This is a genomic window from Streptomyces sp. NPDC001492, from assembly GCF_053597275.1.
Window position 1 is genome coordinate 33,357 of sequence record NZ_JBSFHW010000030.1, and the last position, 15,218, is coordinate 48,574.

Below are 15,218 nucleotides of genomic sequence, written 5' to 3' on the forward strand. Positions count from 1 at the left end.
CGATTTACGGCACGGCTTCACCACCTTCACCCAAAGGTGTGGCGGGGTTAGGGTCAGCAGCATGATTGATCACGGTCATGACCTGGCGTCTGTACGTGACGCAACGGACCGGCTGCTCACCGCAGCCGCCAAGCTGGACAACGCATCGGTGGCCGAGCCGTCACGGCTCCCCGGCTGGAGCCGCGGCCATGTCCTCGCCCACCTCGCCCGCAACGCGGACGCCCTCGTGAACGTCCTCGAGGGCCGTCCCATGTATCCGACCGGGGAGGCCCGCGACGCCGACATCGAGCGGGACGCCCCGCGCCCCCTCCACGTCCAGCTCACCGACCTGCGCGACAGCGCGGCCCGCTTCCAGGAGACGGGAGCGGTGCCGGCGGACTGGTCACGCACGGTGGAGCTGCGCAACGGGGTCACCGACTCGGCGTCCAGGGTGCCGTTCCGCCGGTGGGCCGAGGTGGAGCTGCACCATGTGGACCTCGGCATCGGTTACGAGCTGGAGGATCTGCCGGCCGAGTTCTCGGAACGGGAGATCGATTTCCTGGCCGAACGCTTCTCCGGGCATTCCGATGTGCCCCCTGTGCGGCTGACGGACGGCACGCGCGCGTGGCGGACGGGCCGGGAGGAGACGGAGCCGGAGGTCACCGTCTCGGGCCCGACGCCGGACCTGCTCGGCTGGCTGGCCGGGCGCCGCGACGGCTCCGGACTCACCGCGCAGGGCGGCCCGCTGCCGGCGCTCCCCCCGTTGTGACCGCGCGGCCCATGGCGGGGCTCCCGCCGCGCTCCCCCGCTATAGGCTGCCGCCATGACGTACAGCGGACAGGTGACGGTCGGCGGCCCGGCGGATGTGCACGAGCTGAAGGACCTGATGATCACCAAGATCGCGGTCGGCCCGATGGACAACAACGCCTATCTGCTGCGCTGCCGGGCCACCGATGAGCAGTTGCTGATCGACGCGGCCAACGACGCGGACACACTGCTCGGCATGATCGGTGACGACGGCATCGCCTCCGTCGTCACCACCCATCAGCACGGCGACCACTGGCAGGCCCTCGCCCAGGTCGTCGCGGCCACCGGCGCCCGCACACACGCGGGCCGGGAAGACGCCGTCGGGATCCCGGTGCCGACCGACGTCCTCGTCGACGACGGCGACACCATCCGGGTGGGGCGTGTGGAGCTCACCGCGCGCCATCTCGTCGGGCACACGCCGGGCTCGATCGCCCTCGTCTACGACGACCCGCACGGACATCCCCATGTCTTCACCGGGGACTGCCTCTTCCCCGGGGGTGTCGGCAACACCCGTAAGGATCCCAAGGCCTTCGCCAGTCTCATCCACGACGTCGAGACGAAGATCTTCGACGTGCTGCCGGACGAGACCTGGGTCTACCCCGGGCACGGCAACGACACGACGCTGGGCGCGGAGCGTCCGCATCTGCCGGAGTGGCACGCGCGCGGGTGGTGAGAACGCCGAACGGCACAGGGGCGGTCAGGTGCCAGACCTGACCGCCCCTGTACGCCTCGGCCCGCTTGCCGCCTCGAGAGGACGGGCCCTGACCCATGGGAGTCATGCCCTACAGCGCGCCGGGCGCCAGTTGTGTCACATCCCGGCGGCGCACACGGCGTGAAGTGCAGGGTCCGCGCCCCGCGCCCTCGGCCTTCGCTCCGGCGTGAACTCCCCCTACGCCCGCGCTGACTTGACGCACGTGCCCCGTGTGAAGCATTCACACGAGCCGACGTCCCGCGCGCGCTCCCCGCGCACCTTGTTGCGCAGTCAACTGGAAGCAGCCCCGCACAGGATGACGGCTCCTGCGCGGTATGGGCCGCCGGTCTTTCGATCCCCGCCCTCGACCGGCGGCCCCGGCGTTCTCTCAGGCAGTGTTCACAAGGTTGCAACACGCGTTCCCACTATGCGGACAATTGCCGTCGTGACCTCGACAAACAGGACGCGGGACTGTCACTCTCCCGCCATGCATCTTGCCCCTCGCGCACTGCGCCGCGCCGTCGCCGCGGCAACCATAGGCCTGCTCGCCACCGCTGTCGGCTGCGCTCCGCAGCCGGAGGACAAGGCCGCGGCCACACCGTCCGGTTCGGCCTCGAAGACCTGCGCCAAGGGCAAACTGGCCACCAAGACCTCCGGCAAGCTGACCATCGCCACGGACGAGCCGGCCTACGAGCCGTGGTTCAAGGACGACAAGCCCGCCAACGGCAAGGGCTTCGAGTCGGCCGTCGCCTATGCGGTGGCGCAGCAGCTCGGGTATGGCAAGAGTGCTGTCGTCTGGCAGCAGGTGCCCTTCAACAAGGCCTTCGCGCCCGGCGTGAAGACCTTCGACTTCGACATCAACCAGGTGTCCATCAGCGACGAGCGCAAGAAGGCCGTGGACTTCTCCTCCGGCTACTACGACGTGCGCCAGGCCGTCATCGCGCTGAAGGGCTCGAAGGCCGCGAAGGCGACCAGCATCGCTGATCTCAAGGGCCTCCACCTGGGCGCCCAGGTGGGCACCACCAGCCTGAACTACATCAGCGACGTGGTGAAGCCCTCGCAGGAGGCGGCCGCGTACTCCAAGAACGACCAGGCCATCTCCGCGCTCAAGAACGGCCAGGTGGACGCGATCGTCACCGACCTGCCGACTGCCTTCTACGTCACCGCCGCCCAGGTGCCCGACGCCAAGATCGTCGGGCAGTTCGAGAACCAGAGCGGTACGCCCGAGCAGTTCGGGCTCGTCCTCGACAAGGGCAGTGCCCTCACCTCGTGCGTGTCGTCGGCCGTGGACGCCCTCCGCAAGGACGGCACGCTGGCGAAGGTGGAGAAGCAGTGGCTGTCCGACGCCGTCGACGCTCCGGTACTCAAGTGACGGTCACGCAGGAGGAGTCCGGGGAGGACGCGGGCAAGGGTGACATGCTCGACGGGTACACCCCGTCCGAGCGGCGGCTGGAACGCGAGCGCTACAAGCGCGCGCGTGCCCGTCGCGCGACGGCCATCGCCGCCGTCTCGACCCTCGTCACCGCCGTCGTTCTCTACCTGGTCGTCGTCAGCGCTCCCGGCTGGGAGCGCACCAAGGAGACCTTCTTCGACGGGGGCTACGCGCGCGAGGCCTTCCCCAAGGTCCTCGAAGGGCTCTGGCTCAACATCCGGCTGCTGCTGATCTGCGGTGTGCTGGTGCTCGTCCTGGGCATGCTGATCGCCGTCGCACGGACCCTGCCGGGGCCGGTGTTCTTCCCCCTGCGGGCGCTCGCGGCCGCGTACACGGACTTCTTCCGCGGTCTGCCGCTGATCATCAACCTGATGATCGTCGTCTTCGGCGTGCCCGCTCTGCGTCTCCAGGGCGTGACCGTTGATCCCGTGTGGCTGGGCGGTACGGCGCTGACCCTGACGTACTCGGCGTACGTCGCCGAGGTGTTCCGCGCCGGCATCGAGTCGGTGCATCCGTCGCAGCGCGCGGCGGCCCGCTCGCTGGGCCTGACCAACCGGCAGGCGCTGCGGCACGTGGTGCTGCCCCAGGCGGTACGCCGTCAGGTGCCGCCCCTTCTGAACGACCTGGTGTCGCTCCAGAAGGACACCGGGCTGGTGTCGATCGGCGGTGCGATCGACGCCGTCCGGGCATCCGACATCATCGCCCAGCGCAGCCTGAACTACACGCCGTACATCGTGGCGGGCCTGGTCTTCGTGGCGCTGACCATCCCGATGACCCGCTTCACGGACTGGGTGACGGCGCGGATGGACCGCCGGCGGGCCCAGGGAGGATCGATATGAGCGACGCGCCCGTGCTGCGCATGGAGTCCGTGCGCAAGACCTTCGGCGACTCGGTCGTCCTGCGCGACGTCGACCTGGAGGTCGCGCCGCACACGGTGACCGCGCTGATCGGCGCCTCCGGCTCGGGCAAGTCGACGCTGTTGCGGTGCGCGAACCTCCTGGAGGAGATCGACGACGGGGCGATCTGGCTGGACGGCGAGGAGATCACCGATCCGCGCGCCGACCAGGACGCGGTGCGCCGCCGTATCGGCGTGGTCTTCCAGGCCTACAACCTGTTCCCGCACATGACGGTCCTGGACAACATCACCCTTGCTCCGCGGCGGGTGCACGGCGCCTCCCGCGCGGAGGCCGAGGAGCGCGCCCGGGAGCTGCTGGAGCGGCTCGGGCTCGGCGGCAAGGCGGGCGAGTACCCGGACCGGCTGAGCGGCGGTCAGCAGCAGCGTGTGGCGATCGTGCGCGCCCTGGCCGTACGGCCGCGGCTGCTGCTGCTCGACGAGATCACCGCCGCTCTCGACCCCGAGCTCGTCGGCGAGGTCCTCACCGTTGTGCGGGACCTGAAGGGCGACGGCATGACCATGGTGCTGGCCACGCACGAGATGGGCTTCGCCCGGGATGTCGCCGACCAGGTTTGTTTTCTGGACTCGGGAGTGGTCCTGGAGCGCGGAACCGCCGAGCAGGTCTTCGGCGACCCGCAGCAGGAACGCACGCGGCGGTTCCTGCGGCGGATCGTGGAGGCGGGCCGGCTGTAGGAGTCGCGCGCCTGGTGACCGGGGCTTACGTGTCGGCCTGAGCGGCCCCCGCCAGCGCCGCGACGCGCTCCACCGCGAACACGTACCCCTGCACTCCGCACCCGGCGATGACGCCGTCGGCGCGCAGGGAGACGTACGAGTGGTGCCGGAACGACTCGCGCCGGTGGATGTTGGAGATGTGCACCTCCAACACGGGCAGTCCGTCACAGGTGTTGAGTGCGTCCAGAATCGCGACCGACGTGTGGGAGTAGGCCCCGGGGTTGATGACGATCCCGCAGCTGTTCAGCCGCGCCTCGTGGATCCAGTCGACCAGTTCGCCCTCGTGGTTGGACTGCCGGAAGTCCACCGTGCCGCCGTGCGCGGCAGCCGCCTTGGCGCACAGTGCCTCGACGTCGGCGAGGGTGTCCTTGCCGTAGATCTCCGGCTGGCGCTGGCCGAGCAGGTTCAGGTTGGGCCCGTTGAGGATCATGATCGGGGCGTTGGCCAGGGTGCGGGGCACGGTTCCTCCGGTCCGGTGGTGTGCGGCGATCCGTCGAGGACCGCTGTTCGCACCCGGTTTATCACGGTGCGTTCACGCCCGTGCGCCCCCGTAACCCGCTGTCACGGTGGGTAGTTGACGCTGCATGCACGACGTACGCACCGTAATGAGGCCCTCCATGCTGCGGCTCGCGGCGGCCTCGCTCGCCGGGACGGCCATCGAGTTCTACGACTTCTTCGTCTACGGGACCGCCGCGGCACTGGTCCTGGGCCCGCTGTTCTTCCCGGCGTTCTCACCGGTGGCGGGGACACTCGCCGCCTTCGTCACGTTCGCCGTGGGGTTCGTGGCGCGGCCGCTGGGCTCCGTGCTGTTCGGGCACATCGGGGACCGGCGCGGACGCCGGCCGGTCCTGGTCGGCTCATTGCTGCTGACCGGCGCCGCCACGGTCGCGGTCGGCTGTGTGCCGACGTACGACTCGATCGGTGTGGCCGCCCCCGCGCTGCTCCTGGTGCTGCGCTTTCTGCAGGGGCTGGGACTCGGCGGGGAGTGGGGCGGGGCGGTTCTGCTCACCGCCGAGCACGCGCCTGCCGAACGGCGTGCCCTGTGGTCCAGCTTCCCGCAGGTGGGACCCGCCCTGGGCTTCCTGCTCGCCAATGGTGTGGTGCTGGCGCTGTCGGCGACGCTGTCCGACGCGCAGTTCGCCCAGTGGGGATGGCGGGTGCCGTTCTGGGCGGCGGGTGCGCTGGCCACGGTGGGGCTGTGGCTGCGGTCGTCGCTCGCCGAGAGCCCCAGCTTCCTCGAGATCGACGACCACGCGCGCGTGCCGCTCGCGGAGGTCGTGCGCGGCCACTGGCGGCTCGTCCTGCTGACGGCCGGGGCGCTCTCAATCGGGTACGCGATCTTCTACACCGTGACGACCTGGTCCCTCGCTTACGCGACGGAGCGGCTCGGAGTCAGCCGTACCGTCATGTTGACCTGCATCATGGCCGCGGTGGTGGTGAAGGGCGCACTCACCCCGCTGGCCGCGCTGCTCGGGGACCGCTACGGGCGGCGGCCGATGTGCCTGGCCGGGTGCACGGCCGCCGCCGCGTGGATGTTTCCGACGGTCTACCTCCTGGCGACCGGGGAACCGCTGCTGATGTTCGCCGGCTTCCTGGGGGCGCTGCTCGCCTTCGTCACGATGTTCGGAGTGATCGCCGCGTATCTGCCCGAGCTGTACGAACCCCGGGTGCGCTGCACGGGAGCAGCAGTCGGCTACAACCTCGGCGGGGTGCTCGGGGGCGCGCTCACGCCGATCGCGGCGACGGCGCTGGCCGGGCACGGGGGCCGGGTCCCGTGGGGTGTGGGCGCCTATCTGACGGGGATCGCGCTGCTGAGCCTGGGGTGCTTCGCGCTGCTGCCGGAGACCCGGCCGGGAGCGGTGGTCGTCGCGGAGCCGGTCATGGATTGACCGCGAGCTCCAAGTACGCCGCGAACAGCACCAGATGGACCCCGCCCTGCAGTGGCGTGGCTCGGCCCGGCACCACCGTCAGCGAGCTCACCACCACGGTCAGGGCGAGCAGCACCATATGGGTGGAGCCGAGGCCGAGAACGAGCGGGCCGGAGAGCCAGACGGACGCCAGGGCGACCGCGGGGATGGTCAGGCCGATGCTGGCCATGGCGGAGCCGAGGGCGAGGTTCAGACTGGTCTGCACCCGGTCGCGACGGGCGGAGCGCAGGGCCGCGATGGTCTCAGGGAGCAGCACCAGCAGAGCGATGATCACGCCGACGACCGCGTGGTGCAGTCCGGCGGCCTCCACTGCCGACTCGATCGTGGGCGACACGCCCTTGGCCAGTCCGACCACGCCGATCAGCGCGAGACCGAGCAGGCCCAGGCTGGTCCACGCGGTCCGGACGGCCGGGGTGTCCGCATGGTCGTCCGCGGTGATCACCCCGCCCTGACGGCTGATGGGCAGGAAGTAGTCGCGGTGCCGTACGGTCTGGGTCGCGACGAACAGGCCGTAGAGGACCAGCGAGGAGAGCGCGGCGAAGGTGAGCTGTACGCCGGAGAACTCCGGTCCCGGCTTGCTGGTGGTGAACGTCGGCAGTACCAGGCTGAGCGTCGCCAGGGTGGCGACGGTGGCGAGCGCGGCTCCGGTCCCTTCGGGGTTGAAGACCGCGGTGCCGTGGCGCACGGAGGCGACCAGCAGACAGAGGCCGACGATGCCGTTGCAGGTGATCATCACGGCCGCGAAGACCGTGTCCCTGGCCAGGGTCGAGCTCTTGCCGCCGCCGTCTGCCATCAGGGTGACGATCAGGGCGACCTCGATGACCGTGACGGCGACGGCGAGGACGAGCGAACCGAAGGGTTCGCCGACCCGGTGCGCGACCACCTCGGCATGGTGCACGGCGGCGAGGACCGCACCGGCGAGGACGAGGCTGACCACGGCGACGACCGCGGCGGGCAGATCACGCCCCCAGGTGAAAGCGAGCAGGACGATCGCGAGCACCGGCACGACGGACGTCCACCGCGTCGTGAGCGACCTGAGCCGAGCGATCATGCAGCGATCGTGGCAGAGGCATACGGGCCCCGCACTACGGCGGTGCGGGGCCCGGACCGGTCACTTCAGCTCGGTCATCTCCCTTACGTCACAGTCGGTGAAGGACGGTGGCCGGCTGCACAGTGCGGCCATCTGCTCCGCCATCCTGCTCGTCTCCGGGTCGCTGCTGTTGCGCATGGCCTCGTCGTACGAGTCGAACTCGAGCACGACGAGGTAGCGGCCCGGCTGGTTGCGGTCCTGGAGGACCAGGCGGTGCGTCGGGCCGCCGCTGCGGCTCGACCCACGCTTGTCCGCTTCCTGGACCAGCGCACGCATCTCCTCGATGCGCTCGGTTTCGAAGTCGATGATCTGCGCGAACTTCATCGGTGCTTCCACGATGCCTCCACCCGGCAGCGGCGCTCCCGGGCGGAAGCGCTCAGCACTCAAGGAAGCACCGGGAGGGGTGGTCGGCAATTCGCCGCGCACCCCTCCCGGGGGTGGTTGTTTCTACGTCCGTCTCAGTCAGGCCTGGATGGTGTCCTTCGCAGCGCCTTCACTCTCGCCGTGCGCCGCCTGGGCCGCCGCCTGCTTCTTCGACGCCCGCAGGCTGGTGATGGTGGTGACGACGAGGACCGAGCAGATCACGCCGAGGGAGACCGGGATGGAGATCTCCGGGACGTGGACGCCGGACTCGTGCAGGGCGTGCAGCACCAGCTTGACCCCGATGAAGCCGAGGATGATCGACAGGCCGTAGCTGAGGTGGACCAGCTTCTTCAGCAGTCCGCCGATGAGGAAGTACAGCTGCCTCAGACCCATCAGCGCGAAGGCGTTGGCGGTGAAGACGATGTACGGGTCCTGGGTCAGGCCGAAGATCGCGGGGATCGAGTCGAGCGCGAACAGGACGTCGGTGGTGCCGATCGCCAGCATCACGACCAGCATCGGCGTCATGACCCGCTTGCCGTTCTGCTGGATCCACAGCTTGGTGCCGTGGTAGCGGTCGGCGACGCCGAAGCGGCGCTCGGCTGCCTTGAGCAGCTTGTTCTCCTCGAACTCCTCGTCCTCCTCATCGGCGCGGGCCTCCTGGATGAGCTTCCAGGCGGTCCAGATGAGGAAGGCACCGAAGAGGTAGAAGACCCACGCGAAGCTGGCGAGGATCGCCGCACCGGCAGCGATGAAGATCGCCCGCAGCACCAGGGCTATGAGGACGCCGACGAGCAGCACCCGCTGCTGGTACTGGGAGGGCACCGCGAACTTCGCCATGATCAGGACGAAGACGAAGAGGTTGTCGACGCTCAGGGACTTCTCGGTGATGAAGCCCGCGAAGAACTCGCCGCCGGCCCGGCCGCCGCCGAAGAGGAGCAGACCGAGCCCGAAGAGCCCGGCCAGGGCGATCCAGACGACCGTCCAGATCCCGGCTTCCTTGATCGAGACGTCGTGCGGCTTGCGGCCGATGAAGAAGTCGACCGCGATCAGGGCGGCGAGGCCCACGATGGTCAGGACCCACAGGGTCGGGGAAACATCCACTGCGCCTCCGGCGATACGTAACGGCAGATGACCAGCGTCGTCGCGCTGCCGGAGGTCTCTTCCACCCAGGGTGGGCCGACGCCCCGGGATCAGCTCTGATCCGTATTGACGGGTACGCCGCAGTCGACAGGGAGTACTCCCCTCCGTGCGGACTACAGTACCCCAATCACCAAGGAAAGGTAAAGCAATTAGTAAAGGGAAGACCAAATAGCCAGTTCAGGGCGCCTTTACCGATACTTGGTGCGCGCTGTGGCCACCTGGGTGAGCACCTGCTGGAGCACCTGGCTGCCCGGCGGAACGAGGGCCGGCTCGTAGGTCCAGGCGTGGCCGACCCACGGGTCGGCGAGATGGTCGTCGGGCAGCGGGGTGAGGCGCAGCAGCGAACGCCACAGGGGGTCGAGCAGAGGCCCGTAGCCGGCAGCCTCCTCGCGGTCCGCGACCATCAGCAGATGGACGCCCACAGCCGGTCCCTCGTCCGCGAGGTAGCGCAGTTGGGTCACTGCCCGGTCGTCGAAGCCGTGCGGGAAGTCGTTGACGATCAGGAGCTGTTCGGCCGTGTCCAGGCCGGGCGGGAGCGAGTCGGCCGCACCGCCGCGCACCGCCATCTGCACCAGGTCGACACGCTGGGTGAGCCGGGTCAGGGCGTCCGCCACGCCCGCCGCGCCCAGGGCGGGCGGGGCCGCGAGCACTCCGGTGTGCACCAGGGGGGCGAGCGCCTGCGCCGCTGAGCCGGCCGGGTCGATGACGTGCACGGTGAACTCGCCCGCCGGATAGACCGCGAGCAGACGGGCCGCGAGCGCCACCGCGGTGTCCATCGCAAGGCGCCCCACCTCATGGGCGCTCACGGACGGGTCGTCAACCGATGCGGGGCGTCCGCTGTCGATCCACAGGCCGCGTTCGAGCGGCAGGCGGACCAGCATCGGGATGCGCAGCAGCTCGCTCTCGGGCAGCGAGAGGTCGCCCAGGCGCACGGCCATGGGGATCTCCATCGGCACCCGGTAGCCGTGCCAGACCGGGTTGTCCCAGCGCGCGTACGCGGGCGGCAGCGCGGGCTCGACGACCTCGGCCTCGGCGGCGAGCTGGGCGAGGTCCCGGTCGAGCACCGCCCTGGCCTGGTCGACGAGCTGTGCGTGCTTGGCGCGGGCCGCCTCGCGCGCGGCGTCGCCCTGTCCGCCGATTCTGCTGCGCGGGTCGGACAGCGCCTGGTCGAGCTCCTTCTCCATACGTGAATCGGCGAAGTCCACGGCGCTGCGGTAGGCGGCCGTGGTGCGGGCCAGGTCCTCGAACATGCCCCAGACCTGGTTGTACAGCCGCTCGTCCATGGACCAGCCGGTCGCGTCGCCCGCGACCGGCGGCGCCGGCTGCCCGGGCGGGGCCGGGGGCGCGGTCGGCGGGGGCGGTGGCGGAGCCGCGGCCTGTCGGCCCGGGTGGCTGTAGTCGACCGGGCCGCCTGCGGCGGGCGCGGACGGCTGTGTGACCGCGGAAGGATCCGCCGGGTATCCGGGCTGGGCGCCCGGTCCGTACGGAGAAGTGGGCTGCGGAGGTACGGGACCGGGGGCGCCCTGGGGTGCCGCGGGACCGCCCTGGTCGGGTCCGAGCGCCGGCGCGGCGGCCTGGCGGGTGCGATCCCCCTCCGCGGTGCGCTGCGGGGGCGCCGGAACCGAGCGGGCCAGGCCCTGGGCCACGGCCTCGTTGATGGCGCCCGCCAGGCGGTGCGCCTCGGGCAGGCCTTGATCGGTGAAGAGCTCGGCCAGGCCGCCCGCGTACCCCTGGCCGACGGCACGCACCTTCCAGGCACCCTGCCGGCGGTAGAGCTCAAGGGCGACGACGGCGCACTCGGCGTCCAGACCGGTGATCGTGTAGCTGGCGACCTCGGTGCCGTCCAGGCCCGTGACCGCGACGAAGGGGGCGGCGACCGTACCGAAGCGGACCGGGCCCTGCCCTCCCGACGGGGGCAGGGCGAGCAGCACACTCACCCGGTGCACGGCCTCCGGCATGGCGTCCAGATCCACCGCGAGACGGTGGTCGGCGGCCGCCTGCTTGGGGACCTCGAGTCCGGGCAGGGTGGGGGCGCCCGGGTGGGCCACCCACTCGGCGCCGCGTGCCCTGCCGTTCTCGTCGCTGAGCGTGGCCGAGGCCACGATCGGTGTGCCGGCCGCGACCCGGATCTCCAGACGGGACTGGGAGAGCGGGTGGTTCTGCCCCCGCACCAGCTCGGCCGTCATCGCCCTCGTCCCCCTGTGTCGCTGGTGTGTCGTGTGGTGTGCCGTCAGGGCCTGTCTTCGCGGCAGGCCCTGACGGGGTGGGCTCTACAGGTGCGGCAGGATCGCCGGCATCAGGTCCTGGAAGGTGCGGCCGTTGGCCGGGGTGCCGAGGGCCGTCATCGTCCAGCCGGGGCCCGAGCGGTGCACCTTCGCCATGATCTGGGCCGTGTAGGCGCCGCCGCCCGCCAGCGTGTAGCGGGCGAGCTCCTGGCCGTTGGTCTCGTCGACCAGGCGGCAGAACGCGTTCTGCACCTCCTGGAACGTCTGGCCGGTGAACGAGTTCACGGTGAAGACGATCTGGTCGATGTGGACCGGGACGCGTGCCAGGTCCACGAGGATCGCCTCGTCGTCGCCGCCCTGGCCCACGCCGCCGACCAGGTTGTCACCGGTGTGGCGCACCGAGCCGTCGTCGCTCACCAGGTGGCGGAAGAAGACGACGTCGACCGGCTGCTTGTCGGCGAACAGAACGGCGGAGGCGTCCAGGTCGATCTCCCGGGTGCGCGAGCCGAACAGGCCGCGCCGGGGAGCCGCCTGCCAGCCGAGACCCATGCGGACCGCGGTCAGGCTGCCTCCGTCGTTCTTCTGCAGACTGATGGCCTGACCCTTGGTCATGTTGACGGTCACGCGCTGATTCCCCTCTCGAGCTGTCCCCTGTTGCCGCAAAGTCCGCGGTTGCCCAAAACCCTACGCAGGGCCGCCGGGACTGCCGCACCCCGACCCGTACTTTGTGTCGGTCTTGCAACACAGAGCGCACGGGCCGAGGTCCGGCAGCGGCAGCGGGTGATCAGGCCAGGCCCGCCTCCCTCATCTGGCGCAGTTCCTTCTTCATCTCGGAGACCTCGTCACGCAGCCGGGCCGCGATCTCGAACTGGAGGTCTGCGGCGGCAGCGCGCATGCGCGCCGTCATCTCCTCGATCTGCTCGGCGAGTTCGGCGGCGGGACGGTCGGTCGGGACCGTCTCCTTCGACTTGCCCTTGGTGGCCTTGGCCCCTCCGGCGGCCTTGGAGCCGAGGGCGGGCACGGGTGCCTTGGCGCCCTTGCCGTCCTTCAGCTTGCGGTAGCCCGAGCCGAGCAGCTGCTCCGTGTCGACGTCCTCGCGGGCGATCTGGGCGACGATGTCGTTGATCTTCTTGCGGAGCGGCTGGGGGTCGATGCCGTTGGCCGTGTTGTACGCGACCTGCTTCTCCCGGCGGCGGTTGGTCTCCTCGATGGCTTTCTCCATCGCCGGCGTGATCTTGTCGGCGTACATGTGGACCTGTCCGGAGACGTTGCGCGCGGCGCGGCCGATGGTCTGGATCAGCGACGTACCGGAGCGCAGGAAGCCTTCCTTGTCGGCGTCGAGGATGGCCACCAGGGACACCTCGGGCAGGTCGAGGCCCTCGCGCAGCAGGTTGATGCCCACCAGAACGTCGAACTCGCCGGAGCGCAGTTCGCGCAGCAGCTCGATGCGGCGCAGGGTGTCGACGTCGCTGTGCAGATAACGGACCTGGATGCCGAGCTCCAGGAAGTAGTCCGTGAGGTCCTCGGCCATCTTCTTGGTGAGGGTGGTGACCAGGACGCGCTCGTCCTTCTCGGTGCGGGTGCGGATCTCGTGCACCAGGTCGTCGATCTGGCCCTCGGTGGGCTTGACCACGACCTCCGGGTCGATCAGACCGGTGGGGCGGATGATCTGTTCCACCGCGCCGTCCGCGCGCGAGAGCTCGTACTTGCCCGGGGTCGCCGACAGATAGACCGTCTGCCCGATGCGCTCCTGGAACTCCTCCCACTTCAGCGGCCGGTTGTCGAGGGCGGAGGGCAGGCGGAAGCCGTGGTCGACGAGGGTGCGCTTGCGGGAGGCGTCGCCCTCGTACATGGCGCCGATCTGCGGGACGGTGTTGTGGGACTCGTCGATGACCAGCAGGAAGTCGTCCGGGAAGTAGTCCAGCAGGGTGTTGGGCGGGGAGCCGGGCTGTCGGCCGTCGAAGTGCATCGAGTAGTTCTCCACGCCGGAGCAGGAGCCGATCTGGCGGAGCATCTCGAGGTCGTACGTCGTCCGCATCCGCAGGCGCTGGGCCTCCAGGAGCTTGCCCGCCTTCTCCAGTTCGGCCAGGCGCTCGCCGAGCTCCTTCTCGATGTCGTTGACGGCCCGCTCCATGCGCTCGGGCCCTGCCACGTAGTGGGACGCCGGGAAGACGTACAGCTGCTGGTCGTCGCTGATGATCTCGCCGGTGATCGGGTGGAGCGTGGAGAGCGCCTCGATCTCGTCACCGAACATCTCGATGCGGACGGCGAGTTCCTCGTAGACCGGGAAGATCTCGATGGTGTCGCCGCGGACGCGGAAGGTGCCCCGGGTGAAGGCCAGGTCGTTGCGCGTGTACTGGATGTCGACGAAGCGGCGCAGCAGCTGGTCGCGGTCGATCTCGTCGCCGACCCTGAGGGGGACCATGCGGTCCACGTACTCCTGCGGCGTGCCGAGGCCGTAGATGCAGGACACCGAGGCGACCACGACGACGTCTCGGCGGGTGAGCAGCGAGTTCGTCGCCGAGTGACGCAGGCGCTCGACCTCCTCGTTGATCGAGGAGTCCTTCTCGATGTAGGTGTCCGACTGCGGGACGTAGGCCTCGGGCTGGTAGTAGTCGTAGTACGAGACGAAGTACTCGACCGCGTTGTTCGGCAGCAGCTCGCGGAACTCGTTCGCCAGCTGGGCGGCCAGGGTCTTGTTCGGCGCCATCACCAGGGTGGGGCGCTGGAGCTTCTCGATCATCCACGCCGTGGTGGCGGACTTGCCGGTGCCGGTCGCGCCGAGCAGGACGACGTCCTTCTCGCCTGCCTCGATGCGCCGGGCGAGCTCGGCGATGGCCTGCGGCTGGTCGCCGCTGGGCTGGTAGGGGCTGACGACCTCGAAGGGCGCCACCGTGCGTTCGATGTTGGAAACGGGCCGCATGGAATCAACCGTACGACCCGGCACTGACAACGCGGGCCGATCAGCGGTTCTGCGGGGTGCGGGAGGTGCGTCGGCCGGGCTGCGTGGCCGGGCGGGGCGGGGGGCGGTGGGCCGGGTGGTGGACGGCCGGGTGGGCCGGGACGCCCGGCTTGCTCTCGACGGGGGTGTGGGCGGGCTTGCCCATGACCATCAGCGGGTCGAACATCACGACCACGGCGGCCAGCAGGAGAAAGGCGAGCGGGCCGATCAGCATGGGCCACAGCAGTGCGGCGGGCGAGTCCCCGGAGGCCGGGGCGGCCGTGTCGTGGAGGTGGACGCTGAGGGCCGCCATGCCCGTGTAGTGCATGCCGCTGACGGCGAGTCCCATGACGAGGCTCGCGCCCACGCTCCACAGGAAGCCCCTGACCTGTCCGGCCGCCCACAGGGCGGCGGTCGCGGCCACCATCGCGATGACGACGGAGGCGGAGACCGTCGCCGTGTCGTATTCCAGCTTTCCGCTCAGGCGCATTCCCGCCATGCCCAGATAGTGCATCGAGGCGATTCCCAGGCCGGTGATCGTGCCCCCGGTGAACAGGGCCGTTCCCTTCGCACCCTTGTAACCGACGATGAAGATCCCGATACCGACCATGACAATGGCGACGCCGAGGCTGGCGAACGTGGTCGCCTTGTCGTAGTGGATCGGCGCCTGTTTGACCGTGAACCCCATCATCGCGACGAAGTGCATGGTCCATATGCCGGAGCCGATGGCCGCCGCCCCGAGGGCCAGCCAGCCGGGCCGCCAGGAGCGGGTGACGAGCATGGATCTGGTCGTGCAGCGCAGCCCCAGGGCGCCACCGAGGGAGGCCATGAGATAGGCCACCACCGGTGTGACGAGTCCGTAGCTGAATCCGTCGACCGTGCCTTGCATGCGCGGCTGCCCTTCCCGCCCTCTTACGTCCCGGAATTCCCTGAAATGCGCCCCCTCCCAGGACCGCCCGAGCGGTCAGGGTTGAGGCAGAGAGTATGACTCCCAC

Annotated in this window: 14 protein-coding genes; 6 read left to right on the plus strand and 8 right to left on the minus strand. The window is 69.9% G+C overall.

The genetic code is table 11. The annotated features are described in order from the left end of the window. Window positions 1–61 precede the first annotated feature (61 nt). The 5 genes from ACWC1K_RS32325 to ACWC1K_RS32345 all read left to right on the plus strand — a co-directional run bounded on the left by ACWC1K_RS32325 (window position 62) and on the right by ACWC1K_RS32345 (window position 4,497). Window positions 62–748 (plus strand): maleylpyruvate isomerase family mycothiol-dependent enzyme, encoded by a 687-nt coding sequence (locus ACWC1K_RS32325; protein ID WP_450836484.1) that lies wholly within the window; start codon window positions 62–64, stop codon window positions 746–748. A gap of 54 nt (window positions 749–802) precedes the next feature. Continuing rightward, window positions 803–1,459 (plus strand): MBL fold metallo-hydrolase, encoded by a 657-nt coding sequence (locus ACWC1K_RS32330; protein WP_450836485.1) that lies wholly within the window; start codon window positions 803–805, stop codon window positions 1,457–1,459. Between the two features lie 505 nt (window positions 1,460–1,964). Next, window positions 1,965–2,849: an ABC transporter substrate-binding protein gene (locus ACWC1K_RS32335; protein ID WP_450836486.1), complete on the plus strand. Its 885-nt coding sequence runs from the start codon at window positions 1,965–1,967 to the stop codon at window positions 2,847–2,849. Beyond that, window positions 2,846–3,748, plus strand: coding sequence for an amino acid ABC transporter permease (locus tag ACWC1K_RS32340; protein WP_450836487.1), 903 nt, complete (start codon window positions 2,846–2,848; stop codon window positions 3,746–3,748). Before ACWC1K_RS32335 ends, ACWC1K_RS32340 begins: the two co-directional genes overlap by 4 nt. Then, the gene (locus ACWC1K_RS32345; protein WP_450836488.1) at window positions 3,745–4,497 is read left to right on the plus strand and encodes an amino acid ABC transporter ATP-binding protein; all 753 of its coding nucleotides are present in this window, start codon (window positions 3,745–3,747) and stop codon (window positions 4,495–4,497) included. Before ACWC1K_RS32340 ends, ACWC1K_RS32345 begins: the two co-directional genes overlap by 4 nt. A gap of 25 nt (window positions 4,498–4,522) precedes the next feature. On the opposite strand, the gene aroQ is transcribed toward ACWC1K_RS32345, so the two are convergent. Continuing rightward, a complete protein-coding gene (gene aroQ / locus ACWC1K_RS32350) occupies window positions 4,523–4,996 on the minus strand; it encodes a type II 3-dehydroquinate dehydratase (protein WP_450836489.1) in 474 nt (157 codons plus the stop codon). A 157-nt stretch (window positions 4,997–5,153) separates the two neighbouring features. Between aroQ and ACWC1K_RS32355 the strand changes: the two genes are divergently transcribed. Next, on the plus strand, window positions 5,154–6,425 hold the full coding sequence (locus tag ACWC1K_RS32355) for an MFS transporter (RefSeq protein ID WP_450836490.1): 1,272 nt from the start codon (window positions 5,154–5,156) through the stop codon (window positions 6,423–6,425). Here the strand turns inward: ACWC1K_RS32355 and ACWC1K_RS32360 are convergent. The 7 genes from ACWC1K_RS32360 to ACWC1K_RS32390 all read right to left on the minus strand — a co-directional run bounded on the left by ACWC1K_RS32360 (window position 6,415) and on the right by ACWC1K_RS32390 (window position 15,112). Beyond that, on the minus strand, window positions 6,415–7,515 hold the full coding sequence (locus ACWC1K_RS32360) for a calcium:proton antiporter (protein ID WP_450836491.1): 1,101 nt from the start codon (window positions 7,513–7,515) through the stop codon (window positions 6,415–6,417). The two genes, ACWC1K_RS32355 and ACWC1K_RS32360, sit on opposite strands and share 11 nt — an antisense overlap. A 60-nt stretch (window positions 7,516–7,575) precedes the next feature. Continuing rightward, a complete protein-coding gene (locus ACWC1K_RS32365; RefSeq protein ID WP_450836492.1) occupies window positions 7,576–7,890 on the minus strand; it encodes a hypothetical protein in 315 nt (104 codons plus the stop codon). Between the two features lie 126 nt (window positions 7,891–8,016). Further along, a complete protein-coding gene (locus ACWC1K_RS32370; protein ID WP_450836493.1) occupies window positions 8,017–9,018 on the minus strand; it encodes a TerC/Alx family metal homeostasis membrane protein in 1,002 nt (333 codons plus the stop codon). 227 nt (window positions 9,019–9,245) lie between these two features. Continuing rightward, window positions 9,246–11,243: a TerD family protein gene (locus tag ACWC1K_RS32375; RefSeq protein ID WP_450836494.1), complete on the minus strand. Its 1,998-nt coding sequence runs from the start codon at window positions 11,241–11,243 to the stop codon at window positions 9,246–9,248. A gap of 84 nt (window positions 11,244–11,327) precedes the next feature. Then, the gene (locus ACWC1K_RS32380; RefSeq protein WP_115908810.1) at window positions 11,328–11,906 is read right to left on the minus strand and encodes a TerD family protein; all 579 of its coding nucleotides are present in this window, start codon (window positions 11,904–11,906) and stop codon (window positions 11,328–11,330) included. 160 nt (window positions 11,907–12,066) lie between these two features. Beyond that, window positions 12,067–14,205, minus strand: a complete 2,139-nt coding sequence (uvrB, locus tag ACWC1K_RS32385) for an excinuclease ABC subunit UvrB (RefSeq protein WP_450836495.1) — start codon at window positions 14,203–14,205, stop codon at window positions 12,067–12,069. A 40-nt stretch (window positions 14,206–14,245) separates the two neighbouring features. Further along, the gene (locus ACWC1K_RS32390) at window positions 14,246–15,112 is read right to left on the minus strand and encodes an MHYT domain-containing protein (RefSeq protein ID WP_450836496.1); all 867 of its coding nucleotides are present in this window, start codon (window positions 15,110–15,112) and stop codon (window positions 14,246–14,248) included. Window positions 15,113–15,218: the final 106 nt, after the last annotated feature.

Coding starts and splice junctions, on each gene's coding strand:
- ACWC1K_RS32325 (WP_450836484.1), top strand. CDS start 62: ATGATTGATCACGGTCATGACCTGGCGTCTGTACGTGACGCAACGGAC.
- ACWC1K_RS32375 (WP_450836494.1), bottom strand. CDS start 11,243: ATGACGGCCGAGCTGGTGCGGGGGCAGAACCACCCGCTCTCCCAGTCC.
- ACWC1K_RS32360 (WP_450836491.1), bottom strand. CDS start 7,515: ATGATCGCTCGGCTCAGGTCGCTCACGACGCGGTGGACGTCCGTCGTG.
- ACWC1K_RS32390 (WP_450836496.1), bottom strand. CDS start 15,112: ATGCAAGGCACGGTCGACGGATTCAGCTACGGACTCGTCACACCGGTG.
- ACWC1K_RS32345 (WP_450836488.1), top strand. CDS start 3,745: ATGAGCGACGCGCCCGTGCTGCGCATGGAGTCCGTGCGCAAGACCTTC.
- ACWC1K_RS32335 (WP_450836486.1), top strand. CDS start 1,965: ATGCATCTTGCCCCTCGCGCACTGCGCCGCGCCGTCGCCGCGGCAACC.
- uvrB (WP_450836495.1), bottom strand. CDS start 14,205: ATGCGGCCCGTTTCCAACATCGAACGCACGGTGGCGCCCTTCGAGGTC.
- ACWC1K_RS32355 (WP_450836490.1), top strand. CDS start 5,154: ATGCTGCGGCTCGCGGCGGCCTCGCTCGCCGGGACGGCCATCGAGTTC.
- ACWC1K_RS32330 (WP_450836485.1), top strand. CDS start 803: ATGACGTACAGCGGACAGGTGACGGTCGGCGGCCCGGCGGATGTGCAC.